The following is an 18,574-nucleotide window of genomic DNA, read 5'->3' as shown; positions in this document are numbered from 1 at the left end:
GAGAAGTCATTTTTGAGCAGGAGCCTGCTGGGCCAAAACCGAGTTCTTTTTCGCGCCTTACCGGCAGAGTTCTCCCGAGGACCGGCGACTCGTGGACGGAAATACATCTCTTCCGAGAGTCCAGTTCCAAGAAGCTTGTTTTGAACGCCCTTGAGGTTGATGACCACCTGATTTGCGCACTCTATTCCGAATTCAATGAGTGCTCGTCAAGTGAGTTATTCCATCGGGAGCGGTAATAATGCCTAACCCGTTAATCAACGCGGACGCGCAACGCGCGCCGACTATTGTGCACACTAGACAGAAAGGTACTTCCTTTGATTTGCTCAAAATGCGGTGAGGAACATCCGCTGGAAGAAATGGAGCTGACTTTTCGTCGCCCCGACGATGCCGCGAAGCTTTCGACCGAAGGGCGAGCCGCCATTCGATGACCGAATTGCCAATGAAATTCCAGCCTCGAATGGCTCTCTTGGTCTAGAAGCAGAACTTCGGTTGACGGGGCCGACGACTCGGCCGGATGTTTTTCTGAAGCCGAGTGCTCACCAGCTTTATGTTGAGCAGGCAAGGGGGATCGATGCGCATCGAGCATCCGAGTACACAGCTCTATTTGCGTAGCTATATGTCTAACCTTCAGTTCCAGCTGACGCGCTAACGCGCGCCGGTTAATTCAATCACGTTAAGCGGCATTGGGAGGTGTCTCGGATGACGATCAAAAGCACAACAAACGCGGCGCCCGTATCGAGGCCCAAGCGAAGGTCCTTCGTTGTTATCAACGAGCAGCAGGCCTTTGACTACATGCAGACAGCCAAGCGCAATGCGGCGCACGAGAACGGACTCCGCTTTCTTGAGGCTCGCGAGAAAACCATATGGCGGTGAATTTGCCAGGCAGCTATGATAATTCCTGGTCAGAGGATTGCCTTCGGCGCCCGTTGAATCTGCAGTCAATTATTTGAGGAAGCAAGAATGCAATTTCTAGGCAATCCGATCGCCGTGATGTTCCTGTCCTTCATCATCGGAGTCATCGCTGATCTGGTGCTGCGCCGGATGCCGTTTTATAGCTGGATCAGCGCACGCTATGTGTTTGCTGATTCAAAGACGTATGAAATTCTTGGCGTCGGGTGGTTTCGGAAAATCCTCCTGGCGACGCCGCTGCGGATGTTTAATACCAACATCAAACTGCCGAAGAATCGCGACCTGCAATTGCTCAAGGAGATTCGAAAACACATTGCGACGGCGGAGGTGTCGCATTGGGTGGGCTTTGCTGTGATGATGGTCGCGACGATCTACGCATGGAGTGCCTATGGACCGAAGACAGGTGTCAGCTTTGTCTTTTTCAATACGGTCGGCAATCTCTATCCGTGTTTGCTTCAGCAGTACAACAAGAGGCGCTTGTACCAGCTCATTGCCGTGATGGAGCAACGCGCACAAGCGGCGGCGGTTTCTCCCACTTGAACTGAACTTTTAGCCAGCCACCCGGTCCAATCACTGAGGAGGTTGCCATGAACACTGCCTACGATGAGGATGTCGCCGCCTGGGCGAAAGAGCAGGTGGCGCTGTTGCGCGCCGGCCAGTGGGCTTTGCTGGACATCGATCATATCGTCGAAGAAATTGACGATATGAACATCAGCCCTCGCCATCAGCTGGCACACCGGATGGCGATCCTGATGGCGCATATGCTCAAGTGGAAGTATCAGCCCGATCGGCGCGGCAAAAGCGGGATCAATACGATGCGGCCCCAGCGCGAGGCTATCGCAAAGCTGTTCCGAAAAATGCCAAGCCTGCGCAAGTTATTGGAAGAGGATGAGTGGGATGACCAGGTATGGAAGGATGCGCTGGACATCGCCGGCCGGGAGGCCAATCTGGTCGATTTGCCCGAAGTCCGTGAATGGGACTTCGGGCTGGTTTTGAAAGACGGTTATTTGCCGTCGTAAGTCACGCGGAAGATGCGGCCGGCGTAGTCGTCGGAGATGAGCAGCGAGCCGTCGGCTTGCGTGACCACGTCCACCGGACGGCCCACCACTTCATCACCACGCAGGAAGCCGTCGATGAAGGCGGTGTCACTGACCAGCTTGTTGCCGTACAGGGTAATGAAGCGCACCGTGTAGCCGATCTTGGTCGAGCGATTCCACGAGCCGTGTTCGGCCACGAAGATGTTGTTGCGGTACGCCTCCGGGAACTGCTTGCCGCTGTAGAAGCCCAGGCCCAGCGGCGCCACGTGCGGCCCCAGCTTGGCGACCGGCTCAACGAACTCTTCGCAGGTGCGGCCCTTGCCGAATTCCGGATCCGGCACCACGCCGCCGTGGCAGTACGGGAAGCCGAAGTGCTGGCCGAACTTGGTCAACACGTTCAGCTCGCACGACGGCGTGTTGTCGCCCAGTTCATCGCGGCCGTTATCGGTGAACCACAGCTGCTTGGTGGTCGGATGGAAGGCGAAGCCCACGGTGTTGCGCACGCCGCGCGCCACTTCTTCCAGCTGGCTGCCGTCGGCGTTCATGCGGTAGATCTTGGCGCTCTTGGTGTCGTCGGTATCGCAGATATTGCATGGCGCGCCGACCGGGATGTAGAGCTTGCCGTCCGGGCTGGCCTTGATGACTTTCTCGCCGTGCCATTTGTCGTTCGGCAGGCTGACCTTCACCACTTCATACGACGGCTTTTGCGCGTAGCGCTTGTCGATATTGTCGAAGCGGATCACGCGGCCGATTTCGCCCACGTACAGCGCGCCGTTCAGCAGGGTGACGCCGATCGGGTTTTCCAGCCCTTCGGCGATGGTCACCACCTCGGCCGATTGCTTGTCCGCACGCGGCACCAGTGCATACACCTTGCCGGCCTTGCGCGAACCGACGTACACAATGCCGCTGTCCGACACCACCATGCTGCGTGCGGTCGTCGCGCCTTCAGCATAGACGCTGATGTGGAATCCCTTCGGCAGCTTGAAGCCGTCCAGCAGGCCGGTGGCGGCTGGCTTGGCGGCTGCGGCAGTAGCGGTAGCAGCCGGCGTCGCCAGCTTCTTGTTGGCGTTGGCGCCGATGTAGTCGGCCAGCAGCGCGATCTGCTGCGCGTTCAGCGCAGGCGACCAGGCCGGCATATTCTTTTCCGGCACGCCTTTGCTGATGATCTTGATGAGGTTGGCCTTGGTCGGCGCGCCGTGGATCCAGGCGTGCTCGCCCAGAGTCGGGCCGACCGCGCCTTCCAGCTTGGTGCCGTGGCAGGCGGCGCAGTTGGTTTGATACAGTTGTTCGGCGGTTTGGGCCGGCGCCGCGTGGGCGGCGAAGGAAGCGAGCGCCATGCCGATGGCGGCGGCTTGCAGAGCGATCTTTTGCATTTCTTGTGTCCCCTGATGAGTGATGCCGCCATTGTACAATCAGCGCCGCCAACATCACATCATCTTGCGGGATCAGCGTCCGGTGGCGCTGCGTTGCTGAACCGGCGCCGGCAGCCGCGCCGGAGCCGGATGTGCGGCGTGGCCGTGCGGCCTGCCGATCGGCGTCACGCTGGCTGTGCGGTTCGCGGCATCGACCCTGAACACGCTGACCAGCTCCGCCAGATGGGAGGCCTGCTCCTGCATGGCGCCGGCCGCCGCCGAAGCTTCTTCCACCAGCGCGGCGTTCTGTTGCGTCACGCCGTCCATCTCGATGATGGCGCGGTTGATCTGCTCGATACCGGCTTCCTGCTCGCCACTGGCGGCGGTGATCTGCGCCATGATCTCGCTGACGTTGCGGATGCTGCGCACCACCTCGTCCATCGTCTTGCCGGCTTCATCGACCAGCATGCTGCCGTTCGAGATTTTCTCCACCGATTCGCTGATCAGCTGCTTGATGTCCTTGGCCGCGCTGGCCGAGCGTTGCGCCAGCGTGCGCACTTCCTGCGCCACCACCGCAAAGCCGCGGCCCTGCTCACCGGCGCGTGCGGCTTCCACTGCCGCGTTCAGCGCCAGGATGTTGGTCTGGAAGGCGATGCCGTCGATCACGCCGATGATGTCGACGATCTGGCGCGAGGAAGCGCTGATCGCCTCCATCGTGCTGACCACGCCGCCCACCACCTCGCCGCCGCGCGCGGCCACGCCGGATGCGCTGGCCGCCAGCTGATCGGCCTGGCGCGAGAACTCGGTATTTTGTTTGACGGTGGCGGTCAGTTCTTCCATCGACGATGCGGTTTCTTCCAGCGCCCCGGCTTGCTGCTCGGTGCGCACCGACAGGTCATGGTTGCCGCTGGCGATTTCATCGGAGGCGGTGGCCACGGCCTCGGTACTATGGCGCACTTCGCTGACGATGGCGGCCAGGCGGTCGCGCATGGCGGCGATGCTGTACAACAGGCTGCTCTGGTCGCCCGGCGCCAGCTGCACGTGCACGGTCAGGTCGCCGCCGGCGATGCGGTCGGTGATGCCGGCCGCGTAGTCCGGTTCGCCGCCCAGCTGCTTGAGCAGCGAACCGCTGATGAGCCAGCCCAGCAGCAATGCCAGCGCCACCGAGGCCGCGCTCAGGATGGCGATCATCCAGGCCGAGCCGGTGCTGCGCTGGTTGATGGCGACGCCGATCTCGTCGATGGCGGCCTGCTGGCGCTCGACCAGCGCCTGCATCCTGGCCACATAGCTGGCGCCGGCCGGAACGAATTCCTGCGCGATGATGCGCTCGGCCTGCTCCATATCGCCGGCCGCCTTGGCGGCGAGGGCGCGCTTGCGGGCGTCCTGGTAGACCGTGCGCTGTGCCAGCGCGGCGTCCAGCAAGGCCTTGGCTTGCGGGTCGTCGAGCAGCTCGGCCAGAGCGCGTTGATTGGCCTCTGCGATCTTGCTATTGGCGGCGATGCCGTCCTCGAACATCTTCTGGGCGGCCGGATCGGAGGTCTTGGCGGCGGCCACGGCGCGCTGTACATTGGTCTCGACAATGGCTTTCCAGCCGCTGACCAGGCGTTCGGTCTTGAGGTGGTGGGAGAGCAGGGCGTTGGTGTCGTCGGCAGTCTGGCGGATGCTTATCCAGCTGGCGATAGCGACGGCGAGCAGCAGCAATAGCGTCGCACCAAAGCCGATGGCAAGGCGCTTGCCAACCTTCATGTTCGAGAGTTTCATGTTATCCAAAAGAAATTAAAGTTTCTGAAAAAATATTTTATCACTGAATGATAATTCCGGTCGGAAAGATAGAGGCGATTACCTAGACTTACAAAGCTGACAAGCTTGGGTAGGCTGCTGGCCATGACGACTATTCTTGATTTTGACGTGCCGTTCGACGGCACTGTGCTGAAGGCCGACCATTATGTGGGGGCCGGCGGCAATCCGATTCTGTACTTGCACGGCGCCGGCGGCAGCACGCGGCGCGGCCACCATTTGCTGCGCAACGCCTTGCAGCAGCGTGGCGTGGGCAGTGTGGGCTTTGATGCCATCGGCCACGGCGACACCGGCGGCACGCTGGCGCAATCGTCGGTCGCCAGCCGCACGCGGCAGGCGCAGGCGGTGATGGCGGCGCAAGCGCTGCCGGAACCGCTGGTGGTGCTCGGTTCCAGCATGGGCGCCTACAACGCCATCCGCCTGACGCAGCAGCACCGTGTCGATGCGCTGATCTTGATGGTTCCGGGCGTGTACACGCCGGAGGCCTACGAGGTGCCGTTCGGTCCGGAGTTTTCGGCAGTGATTCGCCGTGAGCGCAGCTGGTCCGACAGCGATGCGTGGGACATCCTGTCGCGCTTTGAAGGGCGGCTGCTGGTGATCCACGCCGAGCACGACGCCGTGATCCCGCTGGAGATTTCGGAACGCCTGGTGGCCGCCGCTACGCGCGCCGAATCACGTCAACTGCACATCGTGCGCGGCGCGGAACACAACCGCCTGTGGTCGCTGCTGGAAGAAACACCGGCCGAGTTCGATGCGGCCATCGACCTGGTAGTGGGAGTAGTGAATGGCGGAAGGCAGTAGGAGTCGAACTTACGAGGGAGCGGCTGACGCCCCCCACCGGGTTTGAAGCCCGGCCCCATCACCGGATGAGTATGCCTTCCTTGGTTTAGCTGGCGCTGTACGACCATGCAGCGTTAGGTCGTATCAGGTGGATGTTGCCGACCCGCCGAGTATAGCCGACGCGGTCGAAGAATTCCAAAATCTGTATGGCCCGCTTGCGACCGAGGCCGGTGGCGTCGCGGAACGAGGCGGCCTGCACTTCAGGCAGCGTGGCGACGATGCGTGCCAGTTCGTCCAGCTGCTGCGGATGATAGAACAGGTCTTTCACTACTTGGTTCAGTTCTCCCGTTTTGGATAGCTTGAGCAGCAGGCGGCGCACTTCGGCTTCCGGCATGGCGTGTTCGCGCATCAGGTCGCGCACCCACGGCGGGTCGAAGCCGCCTGCGAGCAGGGAGGCTAGCAGCGGTGCGGCCATTGCCTGTTCTTCGGCGCTGAGTTCGACGCTGTGGCTGGGCAGGTGCAGGCTGCGGCCGCGCTGGTGGATGGCGCCGTCGGCCAGCAGGGTGTCGATCAGGCGGCGCCACAGGCGGTCTTCCATGTCGGGCGAGACGATGCGTTTCAGGCGCCAGAGTTCGGGGCCGGCATCGTCGGGCGCGCGGGCGTGGAAGTCGGCCAGCGCGGAGAGGGTGCGGGCTTGCAGCGACTGGATTTCGGCAGGGGCGATCAGCAGCTTGTCGTCGCCTTGCAGCGGCACTTCGATAGTGCCGGGCGGCGCGACGATTTGCGATGCGGGCAGTTGCGACAGGCGCACCAGCATCGAAGTGCGCAAGCCGAGCGGGCCACGCGCCAGCAGCGCGGCGATATCGCCGGAGGCGTTGCCGATGCGGCCAGCGGCGTGGCTGTCGCTAGTGCGGCCATCGCCGGTGCCGCCTTCGATGAAATCGGCGAGCGCTTGCAGCCAGGCGGTGCGGGCTTCGCTGCGGCGTTTGCGGGCTGGCCCGAACGGATCGAGCACCACGCCGCCGCCGATGGTGGTGGTGGCTTGCGCGTTGCGGAGCACGAAGCGGTCGCCCGGCACCGCGTGTACGGGCGCATCCAGCACCAGCTGCACGCGGCCGGTATGGCCCGGCGCCAGCACTTCATCACCAAGCGGCACAACGTTGGCGGTGTGATGCGCCGCGCCGAGGTGCACATGCACTGGCGACCACGGTTTCAGCGTGAGGCCGCAGTCCGGCGTCAACGTCAGCTCCACGTCCACGCGCGGCGAACACTCGGCCAGCGCCGGCGCCACCACCCACGTGCCGCGTGCGATATCGTCCTTGCCGGCGCCGCTCAGGTTCAACGCCAGCCGCTGCCCCGCGCGTCCCACCTCCGCCGAACGGTTTTGCGCATGAATACTGCGCACGCGTACCTGCTGCCCGCCGGGCGCCAGTTGCAACGCATCGCCCACGCGCACGCTGCCCGCCAACGCCGTGCCAGTGACGATGGTGCCTTGCCCCGCCAGCGTGAACACGCGGTCCACGCCGAGCCGGAACAAGCGCCGCTCGTCATTGGCCGGCAACGTGGTCGCCATCTGCCCGAGATGATGCAGCAGGGCCTGCACGCCGACGTCGCCCGGCTGTGTGGCGTTGGTGCGGAAGATGTGCGCGCCGGCGAAATCGGTAGGCTTCAGCAGCGCGCGGATTTCCTGTTCGAGCTGCTCGAGCTGCACCGCATCGACGCGGTCGATCTTGGTCACGGCTACCACGCCGCGCTTCACGCCCAGCAGCCGCAGGATGGCGAGATGTTCGAGCGTCTGCGGCATTATGCCGTCGTCGGCCGCGATCACCAGCAGCGCGGCGTCGATGCCGGTCACACCGGCCGCCATCGTGCGGATGAATTTCTCATGGCCCGGCACATCGATCACGCCGAGGATATCGTTGCCGAGCGGTGTGTAGGCGTAACCGAGTTCGATGGAGATGCCGCGCGCCTTTTCTTCTTTCAGGCGATCGGTATCGACGCCGGTGAGCGCGCGCGTGAGCGTGGTCTTGCCGTGGTCAATATGGCCTGCGGTACCGACGATCATGCTGTGAGCAGGGGCAGTTGTTCGATGAAGCGTTGCTGCTGGTGCTCCTGCAGGCACCGCAGATCCAGCCACAGCGCGTCCTGCGCCACGCGGCCGATGACCGGTAAGGGCAGGGCGCGCAGGCGCTGTTCCAGCACGCCGAGCGCGTTGCTGATGCGGCCCTCGGCAGTTGTCGCCGCTGCGCGCACCACCAGCCCGTGGCTGTGCAGCTGGTCGACCGGCAGTGCGCCGCTGCCGATCTGGCTCATCATCGCTTCGTCGCTGACCACGTAGCCGCTGCCCAAAGCCGCCTGTAGTGATGGCAGGATGGCTTGCGCTTGCGCGCGCATGGCGGCGGCAGGACGGGTCAGCAGTTTGAGGGTGGTCAGGCGTTCCGGCAGCAGGTCGGGCGCGCGGTACAGCGCGAGTACCGGCTCCAGCGCGGCCAGCGTGAGTTTGCCGACGCGCAGGGCGCGCTTCAGTGGATTCTTTTTGATCTGCGCGATCAGGTCTTTGCGGCCGACGATGATGCCGCACTGCGGGCCGCCCAGCAGCTTGTCGCCGCTGAAGGTGACCAGGTCGGCGCCGCCGGCGATGGTTTCGCGCACGGTGGTTTCGTGCGGCAGGCCGTATTGCTCAAGGTCGACCAGCGTGCCGCTGCCCAAGTCAACGGCCAGCGGGATGTTGTGCTTCCTGGCCAGCGGCGCCAATTCGTCCAGCTCTATGCTCTTGGTGAAGCCGGTGATGGCGTAATTGCTGGTGTGGACCTTCATCATCAGCGCGGTTTGCGGACCCGCTGCTTCGTCGTAGTCCTTGAGGTGGGTGCGGTTGGTGGCGCCGACTTCGCGCAGCACCGCGCCGGCTCGCGTCATCACGTCCGGAATGCGGAAGGCGCCGCCGATTTCCACCAGTTCGCCGCGCGAGACGATCACCTCTTTACCCAAGGCGACGGTGTTCAGCATCAGCAGCACGGCGGCGGCGTTGTTGTTGACGATGGTGGCGGCTTCGGCGCCGGTCAGTTCCAGCAGCAGGTCTTCGATCAGGTTATCGCGGTCGCCGCGTTTGCCGGTGTCGATGTCCCATTCGAGGTTCATCGGCCAGCGCAATGCTTCCACCACGGCTTGCACTGCGCTGTCGGGCAGCAGGGCGCGGCCAAGGTTGGTGTGCAGGACGGTGCCGGTGAGGTTGAAGACGGGGCGCAGCGGTGAGGTGTTTTGTTCTTTTAGCCGTGCAGACAGCATGGCTAGCAAGGATGGGATGCTGGTGTCCGGTGCGCCGGTTGCCGTTGCGGCGGCGCCGCCATCGCGGGTGGCCAGCAGCATGGCGCGCAGCTCGGCCAGCAGGGCGCGGGCGGTTTCCAGCGTTTGCACGCGGCCATATTCGGCGATGAGCGTTTCGCAGCCGGCGTCCGACAGGATCAGGTGGACCGCCGGCAGGCGGATTGCGCCCCCTGCGCCTCCGGCGGCGGGCGAATCCGCTGCGGCGCCGCCGGCCGGGGCGCGGTTATGCGCGGCGTAGGGGGCTTTGTCGGACGGCGTGCTCATTCGGCGTTGAACCACAACAGGGGATTGCCGCTGGCGCGGGCATAGCCGGCTTCGCCGACCAGCAGGTCGAGCGCCAGGCTGGCCAGGTCGTCGGCCAAGGGCTCGACGTAGAAATCGTGCTCCTGGTTGAAGATCTTGCGGTAGGTGTGGCATTCGTCGCAGGTCTCCGCGCGCGCCACCTTGCTTGGATCGTTGGCCTTGTTGTCTGCCTCCAGCTCCTGGTCGATGCTCTGGTAAGCTACTTTGGAGGTGCCCTCGCAGCAAGAGCACTTCACGCGTACCATATGCCATTCGCTGCTGCAGCAGCTGCATTGCAGATAGCGGTAGCCCTGCGATTGGCCGCCGATCCGGATTGCCGACGCCACCGGATGCGCGCCGCACACCGGGCACAAAGTATTGGTCACCAGCGGCTGCACGCTGCGTCCGTCCAGCTGGCTGGCGCGCGCAGTCCACATCACTTGCAAGGCTGCTGCCACGAATGGTGCATGCAGTGGATTGACGCCCTCGGTCAGCTCGGCCAGCACCGCATCGGCGCAGCCTTCCAGATCCGACGCGTCGAGCGCGCGCAACTCCGCCAGCACGGCGGCCAGCTGCGGCTGCGCGGCTGCGTGGGCATCCAACTGATCGAGAATGGCGTCGAACACACGCCGCCACGTAGCAGGGCGCTGGCCGCTGACCGGCAGCGGCGGCATGTGATGATCGATGGACTGCTGGATGCCGGCGGCATCCGGCAGTGCGAAGGTGTCGGCGGGCAGGGTGTGCAGCACGGCGGCTTGCGCATCCACCAGCACGGCCATCATGTTGAGATAACCGGACAGCGTTTCGCCGACCGGTATGCCTTTGATTTGATTATTCGCCAACTGGCGCAAACGCGCGGCGCGCGCAGGGAACAGGCTGCGCGCTTCCGGCAGCAGCAGGCGAGGTATGGCGGTGTGATCGAGCGCCTCGATCTCACCTGGTTCTAACAAACGTTGTACCAAAAAATTCTCCCATTAACGGATGGTGAATGCTCCTGGCGCAAGGAGCATTCTATCCTAGTCGCGGCTCTTGCGTACCACTTCCTCGAACCAGCGCGGATGGTGCTTGCGCGCCCACCCGTAGGTGACGGTGCCGCGCACCATCGCCCCAATCGATCCCTTGACCCAGAACGCCGCGTAAATGTGCACGATGATGGAACAGATCAGCACAAATGCGCTAAAGGCATGCAGCAACGCCGCCAGCCGCACGATCTCGATCGGGAAGTAGAACGCGAAGTAAGCGCGCCAGATCACGATGCCGGACAACAGCAGCCCGCACATCGAGGCGATCAGCACGAAGAACAGAATCTTCTGGCCGGCGTTATACATGCCGATCTTGGGCAGCTTGTCTTCGCGGTTGTTGAGCACATCGCCGATCTGGTTGAGCCACTGCTTGTCGGCGGCGTCCATGCGGTTATGGTGCCAGAAGCGCAGCACCAGAATCGCAAACGACACAAACATCACCAGCCCGATGAACGGATGCAGGATGCGGGTCCACTGGCCGCCGCCAAGGAACACCGCCATCCACGCCGTCGCCGGGTGGAACATGGCCAGCCCGGAAACGGCCAGCAGAATGAAGCAGATGGCGGTGATCCAGTGGTTACTGCGCTCGTTCTTGCTGTAGCGCTGGATCAGTGGATTGCCGTCTTTATCGCGGTTGGGTGAGCTCATGGTGCTTCCTCCCTGATGCGTTTAGCTTCCGCCACTGCCTCGGCTTCTTCTTCCTTCGACACCTCGTTCGGACCCACGCGCGAGTAGTGGAACCAGCCCGCCAGCGCCGTCATGGCGATGCCCGCCAGTGCCAGCGGCTTGGTGAGGCCCTTCCACAGGCCGACCGTGGCGCTGATGCTCGGATCCTTTTTCAGACCGTGATACAGCGTTGGCTGGTCCGCATGGTGCAGCACATACATCACGTGCGTGCCCCCGACGCCGGCCGGATCGTACAAGCCCGCCTGCTCAAAGCCGCGCGACTTCAGGTCCGTGATGCGCTCTTCCGCATGCTCCTTCATGTCCTCCTTGGTGCCGAACATGATAGCGCCGGTAGGGCAGGTCTTGACGCAGGCAGGTTCCTGGCCGACGGCCACGCGGTCCGAGCACAAGGTGCACTTGTAGGCGCGGCTGTCCTGCTTGGAAATGCGCGGCACGTCGAACGGGCAGCCGGCCACGCAGTAGCCGCAGCCGATGCAGTTCTCCTGATGGAAATCCACAATGCCGTTGGTGTACTGCACGATGGCGCCCGGCGAAGGGCAGGCTTTCAGACAGCCCGGATCTTCGCAGTGCATGCAGCCGTCCTTGCGGATCAGCCATTCAAGATCGCCCTTGGGATTCTCGTATTCCGAGAAGCGCATGACGGTCCACGATTGTGGCGTCAGGTCCAAAGGATTGTCGTACACGCCGGTGGTTTCACCCACCTCGTCGCGCAAATCGTTCCACTCCATGCAGGCCGTTTGGCAAGCCTTGCAGCCGATGCATTTGGAGACGTCGATCAGTTTTGCGACGGTGCCGGTCACCGGTGTGCGCGCTTGCGGCGGCGTCACCGTGGTGGCCGACATGCGCTTGATATCAAGTGATTGTAATGACATAGTTGTTCTCCTCCGGCGTTAGGCTTTTTCCACTTTCACCAGGAACGACTTCGATTCCGGTGTCTGTGAATTGCCGTCGCCCACAACAGGCGTCAGCGTGTTAACCAAGTAGCCCGGTTTAGTGAGCCCCTTGAAGCCGAAGTTGATCGGCAGGCCGACGTGGTGCATCGGTTTGCCATCGATGGTCAACTGCTTGATACGCTTGGTCACCACCGCTTTCGCGATGATGTAGCCGCGTCCCGACGTCACCTTCACGCGGTCGCCGTGCACCACGCCGATTTCCTTGGCCAGCGCATCGCCGATTTCGACGAATTGCTCCGGCTGGATAATCGAGTTCAGGCGCGCATGCTTGGTCCAGAAGTGGAAGTGCTCCGTCAGGCGATAGCTGGTTGCCGCGTGCGGGAACTGGTCCTTCTTGCCCAACTTTTTGCGGTCGTTCGGGAACATGCGCGCGGCCGGATTGTTGAAGGCTTTCGGATTGTTCGGATGCAGCGGGTTATGCCCGACCGGCGACTCGAACGGCTCGTAGTGCTCGGGGAATGGTCCCTCCGCCATCGAGTCGCGCGAGAAGAAGCGCGCCACGCCTTCGGCCAGCATGATGAATGGGCCCATGCCGTTTTCCGGCGGCTCATCCGCCTTGAAGTCCGGCACGTCGGCGCCACCCCAGTTGGTGCCGTTCCACGCAATCAGCTTGCGGGTCGGATCCCACGGCTTGCCTTTCGGGTCGCACGAGGCGCGGTTGTACAGCACGCGGCGATTCGCCGGCCATGCCCATGCCCAGTTCAGCGTGTTGCCGATGCCGCTCGGATCGCTGTTGTCGCGGCGGCCCATCTGGTTGCCTGCAGCGGTCCAGCAACCGGCGAAGATCCAGCAACCGCAAGCCGTACTGCCGTCATCCTTCAACTGCGCGAAGCCCGCCAACTGCTCGTTCTTCTTCAGGATAACCTTGGTCGGATCTTTCGGATCGGTGATCTCTTTCAGCGCCTTGCCGTTGTACTCCATCGCCAGTTCCTCCGGCGTAGGGGAGGCCGGGTTGGCGTAGTTCCACGTCAGGTTCAGAATCGGATCAGGGAATTTGCCGCCGTCGGTCTGGTACGCTTTCTTCATGCGCAGGAAAATGCCCGACATGATGTCCAGATCGCTCTTCGTCTGGCCCGGTCCTTCAGCGCCTTGCCAGTGCCATTGCAGCACGCGCGAGGAGCTGACCAGCGAGCCGCGTTCTTCCGCGAAGCAGGTGGTCGGCAGGCTGAATACCTCGGTCTGAATCTGCGTCGGATCGACTTTATGGAAGTCGCCGTGCGGTTTCCAGAATTCGGCGGTTTCGGTCTGCAGCGGATCCATGATGGCCAGCCATTTCAGCTTGGACAGCGCCTCGGTGGTCTTCTGCTTGTCCGGCGCCGAGGCCAGGATGTTAAAGCCCTGGCAGATATAGCCGGTCATTTTCCCCTGGATCATCAGCTCGAACGCCTGCATCATGTCGTACGGCTTATCGAGCTTCGGCAGGTAGTTGAAGGCGTAGTTGTTTTCCTCGGTGGCAGCGTCGCCCCACCAGGCCTTCATGAAGGAGACCAGGAATTTCTTGGCGTTGCTGTAGTAGCTGAGCTGATTCGGCCGCAATGGCTTCAACGCGCGCTTGGCCACATACGCATCCCATTCCTGTTCCGCCTCGCCCGGAAGCGAGAGATAACCCGGCAGCATATTGGTCAGCAGGCCAAGGTCGGTCAGGCCCTGGATGTTGGAGTGGCCGCGCAGCGCATTCATGCCGCCGCCGGCGATACCCATATTCCCGAGCAGGAGCTGCACCATCGCGCCGGTGCGCAGGGTTTCCGCGCCGGTCGAGTGCTGGGTCCAGCCCAGTGCATACAGGATGGTCGCGGCGCGGCCCGGCACTGCGGTCGATGCCAGCAGCTCCGCTACGTGCTTGAATTTCTCGGGCGGCACGCCGCAGGCTTTCTCCACCATCTCTGGCGTGTAGCGCGCGTAGTGTTTCTTCATCAGCTGGTACACGCAACGCGGATGCTCGAGCGTCGGATCGATCTTGGCAAAGCCATCGTCGCCGATCTCGTAGTTCCAGCTGCTCTTGTCGGTGTACTTGTTCTTCTCGTTGTCCCAGCCGGAATATAGCCCGTCGTTAAAGGCGAAATCCTCGCGCACGATGAACGGCATGTCCGTGTAATTGCGGACGTAGTCGTGCTGGATTTTGTCGTTAGTAAGCAGGTAGTTGATGATCCCGCCGAGGAAAACGATGTCCGCGCCGGTGCGGGTAGGGACGTAATAGTCCGCCACCGAGGCAGTCCGGGTAAAGCGCGGATCGACCACGATCAACTTGGCGCCGCGATGCGCCTTCGCTTCCGTGACCCATTTAAACCCGCAAGGGTGTGCTTCTGCTGCGTTGCCGCCCATGACCAGGATGACATCAGCATTCTTGATGTCGACCCAGTGATTCGTCATCGCACCACGTCCAAATGTCGAGGCAAGACCTGCCACCGTTGGACCGTGTCATACACGTGCTTGATTGTCGAATGGGAGCATGCCGGTGGCACGCATCGTTTTATGGGTTAAGTAGCCTACTTCATTGGTGCTGGCCGACGCGCACAGCATCCCGGTAGTGGTCCAGCGGTTGACGGTTTTGCCGTCTTCGGTTTTTTCGACGAAGTTGGCGTCACGGTCCGCCTTCATCAATTTGGCGATGCGGTTGAGCGCTTCATCCCACGACATCGGCGACCAGTCGGTCGCACCCGGCGCGCGGTACTTCGGCGCGAGCAGGCGGTTCGGCGAGTGGATGAAGTCAATCAGGCTGGCGCCTTTCGGGCACAGGGTGCCGCGATTGACCGGGTGGTCGGCGTCGCCTTCGATGTGGATGATGCTGGCCGAGGCGTTTTTGGCGCCATCGCCCAGGCCGTACATCAGGATGCCGCAACCGACGGAGCAGTATGGGCAGGTGTTGCGGGTTTCGGTGCTGCGCGCCAGCTTGTACTGCCGGACTTCGGCCAAAGCCGTTGCCGGTGCAAAGCCGAGGAGCGCGATACTCGAACCCGCGATGGTCGCGCCAGTCACCCGAAGGAACTGGCGTCTCGACATCTGGTTCATGGTGTCGTCCTCTCTTTTAGGTCTGGTGACCTCATGAGTTTAGCACCGGCAACTGGCGATTCGCGAGTATCGAATTGTATTAATTGTTGCTATTCGGCCATAAGCGCCTTTTGGTATAGAGCATTTGATAATCTTGGTTTTATTTATAACAAGTTTTCAATCTGTTTCAGCGATGGCGGCGACGCGCCCGCTCCCAGGCAGGCTGCCGCGCCGGCCGCCACGGCGAACTGCAGGTGCTGCGGCGGTGTGGCCTCGCTGCGATGCATCATGCTCCACGCCAGTGCCGCGATGCTGGCGTCGCCGGCGCCCACCGTGTCCACCACGGTGATGCGCGGCGCCGGCAGTGACCAGGAGTGAGCGCCGAGATGCAGCTCGGCGCCGTCGCCGCCCTTGGTGTACAAATAAGTCGCCGCCGGATTCCAGCTGCGCAGCGTGGCGAATGCGCCGCCGATATCCTGGGTGCGGAACAGGCCTTCCAGATCCTCTTCCGATACCTTCACCACATCCGCCAGTTCGGTCATGCGGCGCAGCGTGGCGTCGTAACGCTCATCCATCAGCAGGCGGTAGTTCGGGTCGTAGCTGATGCGGATGCCGTCGCGCTTGAGCTGCTCGGCCAGCGCCACCAGCTTGCCCGCCAGCGGTTCACGTGCCAGACTGATGCCGCCGAAGTGCACCCACTTGCAGTGCGCGCGCCAGCCTTCCGGCAGCTGCGCCGCGTCGAAGTGCAGGTCGGCGCTGTCGTCGCCGATGAAGAAGTAGGCCGGTGGATCGGTGCGGTGCACGATGGCCAGCAGCGGCGCGCGGTCGTAGCGCTGCAGGAAGCGCATGTCAAGCCGCGCCGCCTCGCTGGCCTGCCACAGCGCGTCGCCGAAAACATCCTTGCTGATGGCGCCCGCAAAGGCGGTCGGCACATCCAGCCTGGCCATCGTGCGCGCCACATTCCACGTCGAACCGCCGGTGAGGCTGGCCCAGTTCTGCTGTGCCGCGTCCTGCACCACCATATCGGTCAGCGCTTCGCCCGCCGCGACGAAAGTAGGGAAGGTCATTTCAATCCTTCGTCAAAACGTTCAGCACTTCGTAGCAGGCGCCCATCGTGTGATAGTCCACCTTGCCGGCCGGGCTTTTCTCGTCGGTCAGCTTGCTGTTGTCCGCGCCAAGGATGCGATACCACGCGCCGTGCTGGTGGTCGACGAAATGCTCCCAGCTGTAAGCCCAGATCTTGTCGTACCAGGTCCAGTAGCGCGCCTCGCCGGTGCGCGCCGCCAGCAGGGCTGCGGTGGCCAGGCTTTCTGCCTGCACCCAGAAATATTTGAGATCGTCGCAGATGCTGCCGTCCGGCGCGAAGCCGTAGTAGATGCCGCCGTGCTGGTGGTCCCATGCCTTGGCCAGCGCCGCATCGAACAGCTCCACCGCGCGCGGCGCCAGCCAGTCCGGTTTGTTGGCGAGATGGGCGCCGTGGCGCTCCAGCAGCAGCAACAGTTTGGCCCACTCGGTCAGGTGGCCCGGCTGGTAGCCCCACGGACGGAAGATATTGCTCTTGTCGTGGCGGTTGTATTCGGTGTCCACGGTCCAATCGGCGTGATAGTGTTCCCACACCATGTTGTCGGCCAGCGCAGCCTGGCGTACCGCGATGTTGTGCGCCAGCGTTTCGGCGCGCAGCAGGTAGGCGCGGTCCTTGGTCGCTTCAAACGCGGCGATCAGCGCTTCGCAGGCGTGCATGTTGGCGTTCTGGCCGCGATAGCCGTCGAGGTGCGACCAGTCGGCGCTGGCTTCGTCGGCGTACAGGCCGTACCTGGCGTCCCAGAAGCGCTGCTCCATCAGTTCAAAGGTTTCGGCGATCCACGGCGCGGCTTGCGTTTCGCCGGCCATCAGCGCGTGGCTGTAGGCCAGCAGCACGAAGGCCAGGCCGTAGCAGTGGTTGGTGCCGTCGGTGACGCGGCCTTCGCCCTTGTTCCATTCCAGCTGCCATGCGTAGCCGCCGGTGGCCGGATTGCGGTGCGCGTCGCGCAGGAAGGCCAGCGCGTGGCGCAGGCGCTGCCGATCTGCTTCATCACCGAACTGACGCCACGCCATCGCATAGTTAAAGACGAAGCGTGTGCTGCTGACCAGATGGCGCGTGTGCGCATCGTAGACCGTGCCGTCGTCTTTGTAGAAGTGATACAGGCCGCCGCTAGGGTCGGTGCAGCGCGCATCATAGAATTGCTTGGTGTGGCGAATGTGGTTCAGCAGGGTGGTGCGGGATCGGAAATCAGGGGCCATCTTCAGGTCCGTTTGAAAGTTACCAGGTTCTTGGGCCGCCAGCCGTCCATGACAGTGCTGGCGCGTACGATTAATTCCACCGGCGAGACTTTCTCGACCGGCTCCTCATGCGGGCCGTTGAGCAGCAGTTCCACGCCCAACGCACCCAAAGTCTTTTTATCGATGCGCAGCGTGGTCAGGGGACGATGCCCCAGCACGGCGGTCGAAATATCGTCGAAACCGACGATGGCGATATCGTGCGGCACCTTCAGGCCGCGCGCGATACAGCAGCGCATGGCCACCAGCGCGGCGCTGTCGTTGTAGCAGAACACCGCGTCCGGCGGATGCGGCAGGTCCAGCAACTGCTCCATCGCTTCCCATGCACCGGTTTCGAGGTCGACGCCATCCGGCAGGTGCGCTTCCAGCCGTGGATCGGCCAGGATGCCTTCCTCGAACAGCGCTTGCCGGTAGCCGCGCGCGCGTTCGCGGATCGAGTAGTGCGCCAGCGGGCCGGAGATGAAGCCAACGCGCGTGCGGCCGGTGTCGATCAGGTGCCGGGTGGCGAGGTAGCCGCCCATCATATTGTCCGGATTGACCGAGCTATAGCCGCGCAGCTTCATATCGATCAGCACCAACTGCTTGCCGGTCGAGCGCAGGGCGCTCAGCGTTTCCGGCTCGAAGAAACCGGCGCAGACAATGCCGTCCGGCGCGTGCATGCGAATCTGGTCGATCAGGCCATCGGCCGGCCCGACCGCCATGAAGGACAGCACAATGCCTTGCTTGCGGCAGGCTTCCTCCGCGCCGTGCAGCACCGGCGAGTAGAACGGGCTGCTGGACGCGGTGTTGTGCTGGCGGTGCAGCAGGAAAGTCAGGCGGCGCAGGCGTTTCGGGCGCAGCTTGCAAAAGTCGTAACCCAGGCCGCGCGCCGTCTCCAGTACCATTTGTCGCGTGGCTTCGGTCAGGCCGGGTTCATTTTTCAATGCACGTGAAATCGTCCCCGCCGACACGCCTGCAACGCGGGCGATATCCCTGATCGTTACGTTGGTGGCCATTTTTCTTGTGTCTCCTCGTGTGATTGAAGTCTTGCATAGGCGTCTATTGACGGTCAAACAGCTTGTCGACTTGGCCTTTGAGTTTAGCGCAATTTACTAAACGCGCTGCGTTTAGTGAATGGGGCTAAACTG

At 62.8% G+C, this 18,574-nt stretch carries 14 protein-coding genes and 1 tRNA gene; 3 read left to right on the top strand and 12 right to left on the bottom strand.

Annotation, left to right across the window (positions count from 1 at the left end; genetic code table 11):
* Positions 1-960: 960 nt before the first annotated feature.
* Together BMZ70_RS10555 and BMZ70_RS10550 are read left to right on the top strand one after the other, a co-directional pair.
* Positions 961-1,449: a glycosyl-4,4'-diaponeurosporenoate acyltransferase CrtO family protein gene (locus BMZ70_RS10555; protein ID WP_092273396.1), complete on the top strand. Its 489-nt coding sequence runs from the start codon at positions 961-963 to the stop codon at positions 1,447-1,449.
* Between the two features lie 47 nt (positions 1,450-1,496).
* The gene (locus tag BMZ70_RS10550) at positions 1,497-1,928 is read left to right on the top strand and encodes a DUF29 domain-containing protein (protein ID WP_092273393.1); all 432 of its coding nucleotides are present in this window, start codon (positions 1,497-1,499) and stop codon (positions 1,926-1,928) included.
* On the opposite strand, the gene BMZ70_RS10545 is transcribed toward BMZ70_RS10550, so the two are convergent.
* A complete protein-coding gene (locus tag BMZ70_RS10545) occupies positions 1,913-3,319 on the bottom strand; it encodes a c-type cytochrome (RefSeq protein WP_092273390.1) in 1,407 nt (468 codons plus the stop codon). The genes BMZ70_RS10550 and BMZ70_RS10545 overlap by 16 nt on opposite strands.
* A 72-nt stretch (positions 3,320-3,391) precedes the next feature.
* Positions 3,392-5,059 carry a methyl-accepting chemotaxis protein gene (locus tag BMZ70_RS29200; protein WP_092273387.1) on the bottom strand — a complete coding sequence of 556 codons (1,668 nt, stop codon included), beginning with the start codon at positions 5,057-5,059 and terminating at the stop codon, positions 3,392-3,394.
* Positions 5,060-5,182: 123 nt separating this feature from the next.
* Here BMZ70_RS29200 and BMZ70_RS10535 point away from each other — a divergent pair, with 123 nt between their 5' ends.
* Positions 5,183-5,896 carry an alpha/beta hydrolase gene (locus BMZ70_RS10535; protein ID WP_092277741.1) on the top strand — a complete coding sequence of 238 codons (714 nt, stop codon included), beginning with the start codon at positions 5,183-5,185 and terminating at the stop codon, positions 5,894-5,896.
* Here BMZ70_RS10535 and BMZ70_RS10530 read toward each other — a convergent pair.
* The 10 genes from BMZ70_RS10530 to BMZ70_RS10480 form a co-directional block, all read right to left on the bottom strand.
* Positions 5,881-5,976 (bottom strand) — tRNA-Sec (locus BMZ70_RS10530). The two genes, BMZ70_RS10535 and BMZ70_RS10530, sit on opposite strands and share 16 nt — an antisense overlap.
* Before the next feature lie 5 nt (positions 5,977-5,981).
* Positions 5,982-7,940 (bottom strand): selenocysteine-specific translation elongation factor, encoded by a 1,959-nt coding sequence (selB, locus tag BMZ70_RS10525; RefSeq protein WP_092273384.1) that lies wholly within the window; start codon positions 7,938-7,940, stop codon positions 5,982-5,984.
* Complete coding sequence (gene selA, locus BMZ70_RS10520) at positions 7,937-9,463, bottom strand: L-seryl-tRNA(Sec) selenium transferase (protein WP_092273381.1); 1,527 nt, start codon at positions 9,461-9,463, stop codon at positions 7,937-7,939. The genes selB and selA overlap by 4 nt, the downstream gene beginning before the upstream one ends.
* A complete protein-coding gene (gene fdhE, locus BMZ70_RS10515) occupies positions 9,460-10,443 on the bottom strand; it encodes a formate dehydrogenase accessory protein FdhE (RefSeq protein WP_092273378.1) in 984 nt (327 codons plus the stop codon). The genes selA and fdhE overlap by 4 nt, the downstream gene beginning before the upstream one ends.
* A gap of 54 nt (positions 10,444-10,497) precedes the next feature.
* Positions 10,498-11,151 (bottom strand): formate dehydrogenase subunit gamma, encoded by a 654-nt coding sequence (locus BMZ70_RS10510; RefSeq protein WP_092273375.1) that lies wholly within the window; start codon positions 11,149-11,151, stop codon positions 10,498-10,500.
* Positions 11,148-12,062 (bottom strand): formate dehydrogenase subunit beta, encoded by a 915-nt coding sequence (gene fdxH / locus BMZ70_RS10505; RefSeq protein ID WP_092273372.1) that lies wholly within the window; start codon positions 12,060-12,062, stop codon positions 11,148-11,150. The genes BMZ70_RS10510 and fdxH overlap by 4 nt, the downstream gene beginning before the upstream one ends.
* Before the next feature lie 18 nt (positions 12,063-12,080).
* Positions 12,081-15,152: a formate dehydrogenase-N subunit alpha gene (fdnG, locus tag BMZ70_RS10500; protein ID WP_139212878.1), complete on the bottom strand. Its 3,072-nt coding sequence runs from the start codon at positions 15,150-15,152 to the stop codon at positions 12,081-12,083.
* Positions 15,153-15,295: 143 nt separating this feature from the next.
* On the bottom strand, positions 15,296-16,198 hold the full coding sequence (locus tag BMZ70_RS10490; RefSeq protein WP_092273363.1) for a carbohydrate kinase family protein: 903 nt from the start codon (positions 16,196-16,198) through the stop codon (positions 15,296-15,298).
* A gap of 1 nt (position 16,199) precedes the next feature.
* Entirely contained in the window at positions 16,200-17,411 is a 1,212-nt protein-coding gene (locus BMZ70_RS10485; RefSeq protein WP_092273360.1) for an AGE family epimerase/isomerase, read from the bottom strand.
* A gap of 2 nt (positions 17,412-17,413) precedes the next feature.
* Positions 17,414-18,442 carry a LacI family DNA-binding transcriptional regulator gene (locus BMZ70_RS10480; RefSeq protein WP_092273357.1) on the bottom strand — a complete coding sequence of 343 codons (1,029 nt, stop codon included), beginning with the start codon at positions 18,440-18,442 and terminating at the stop codon, positions 17,414-17,416.
* Positions 18,443-18,574: the final 132 nt, after the last annotated feature.

Source organism: Duganella sp. CF402, assembly GCF_900109645.1.
GTDB lineage: Bacteria > Pseudomonadota > Gammaproteobacteria > Burkholderiales > Burkholderiaceae_D > Rugamonas.
This window is presented reverse-complemented; position numbering and strand designations above follow the sequence as displayed.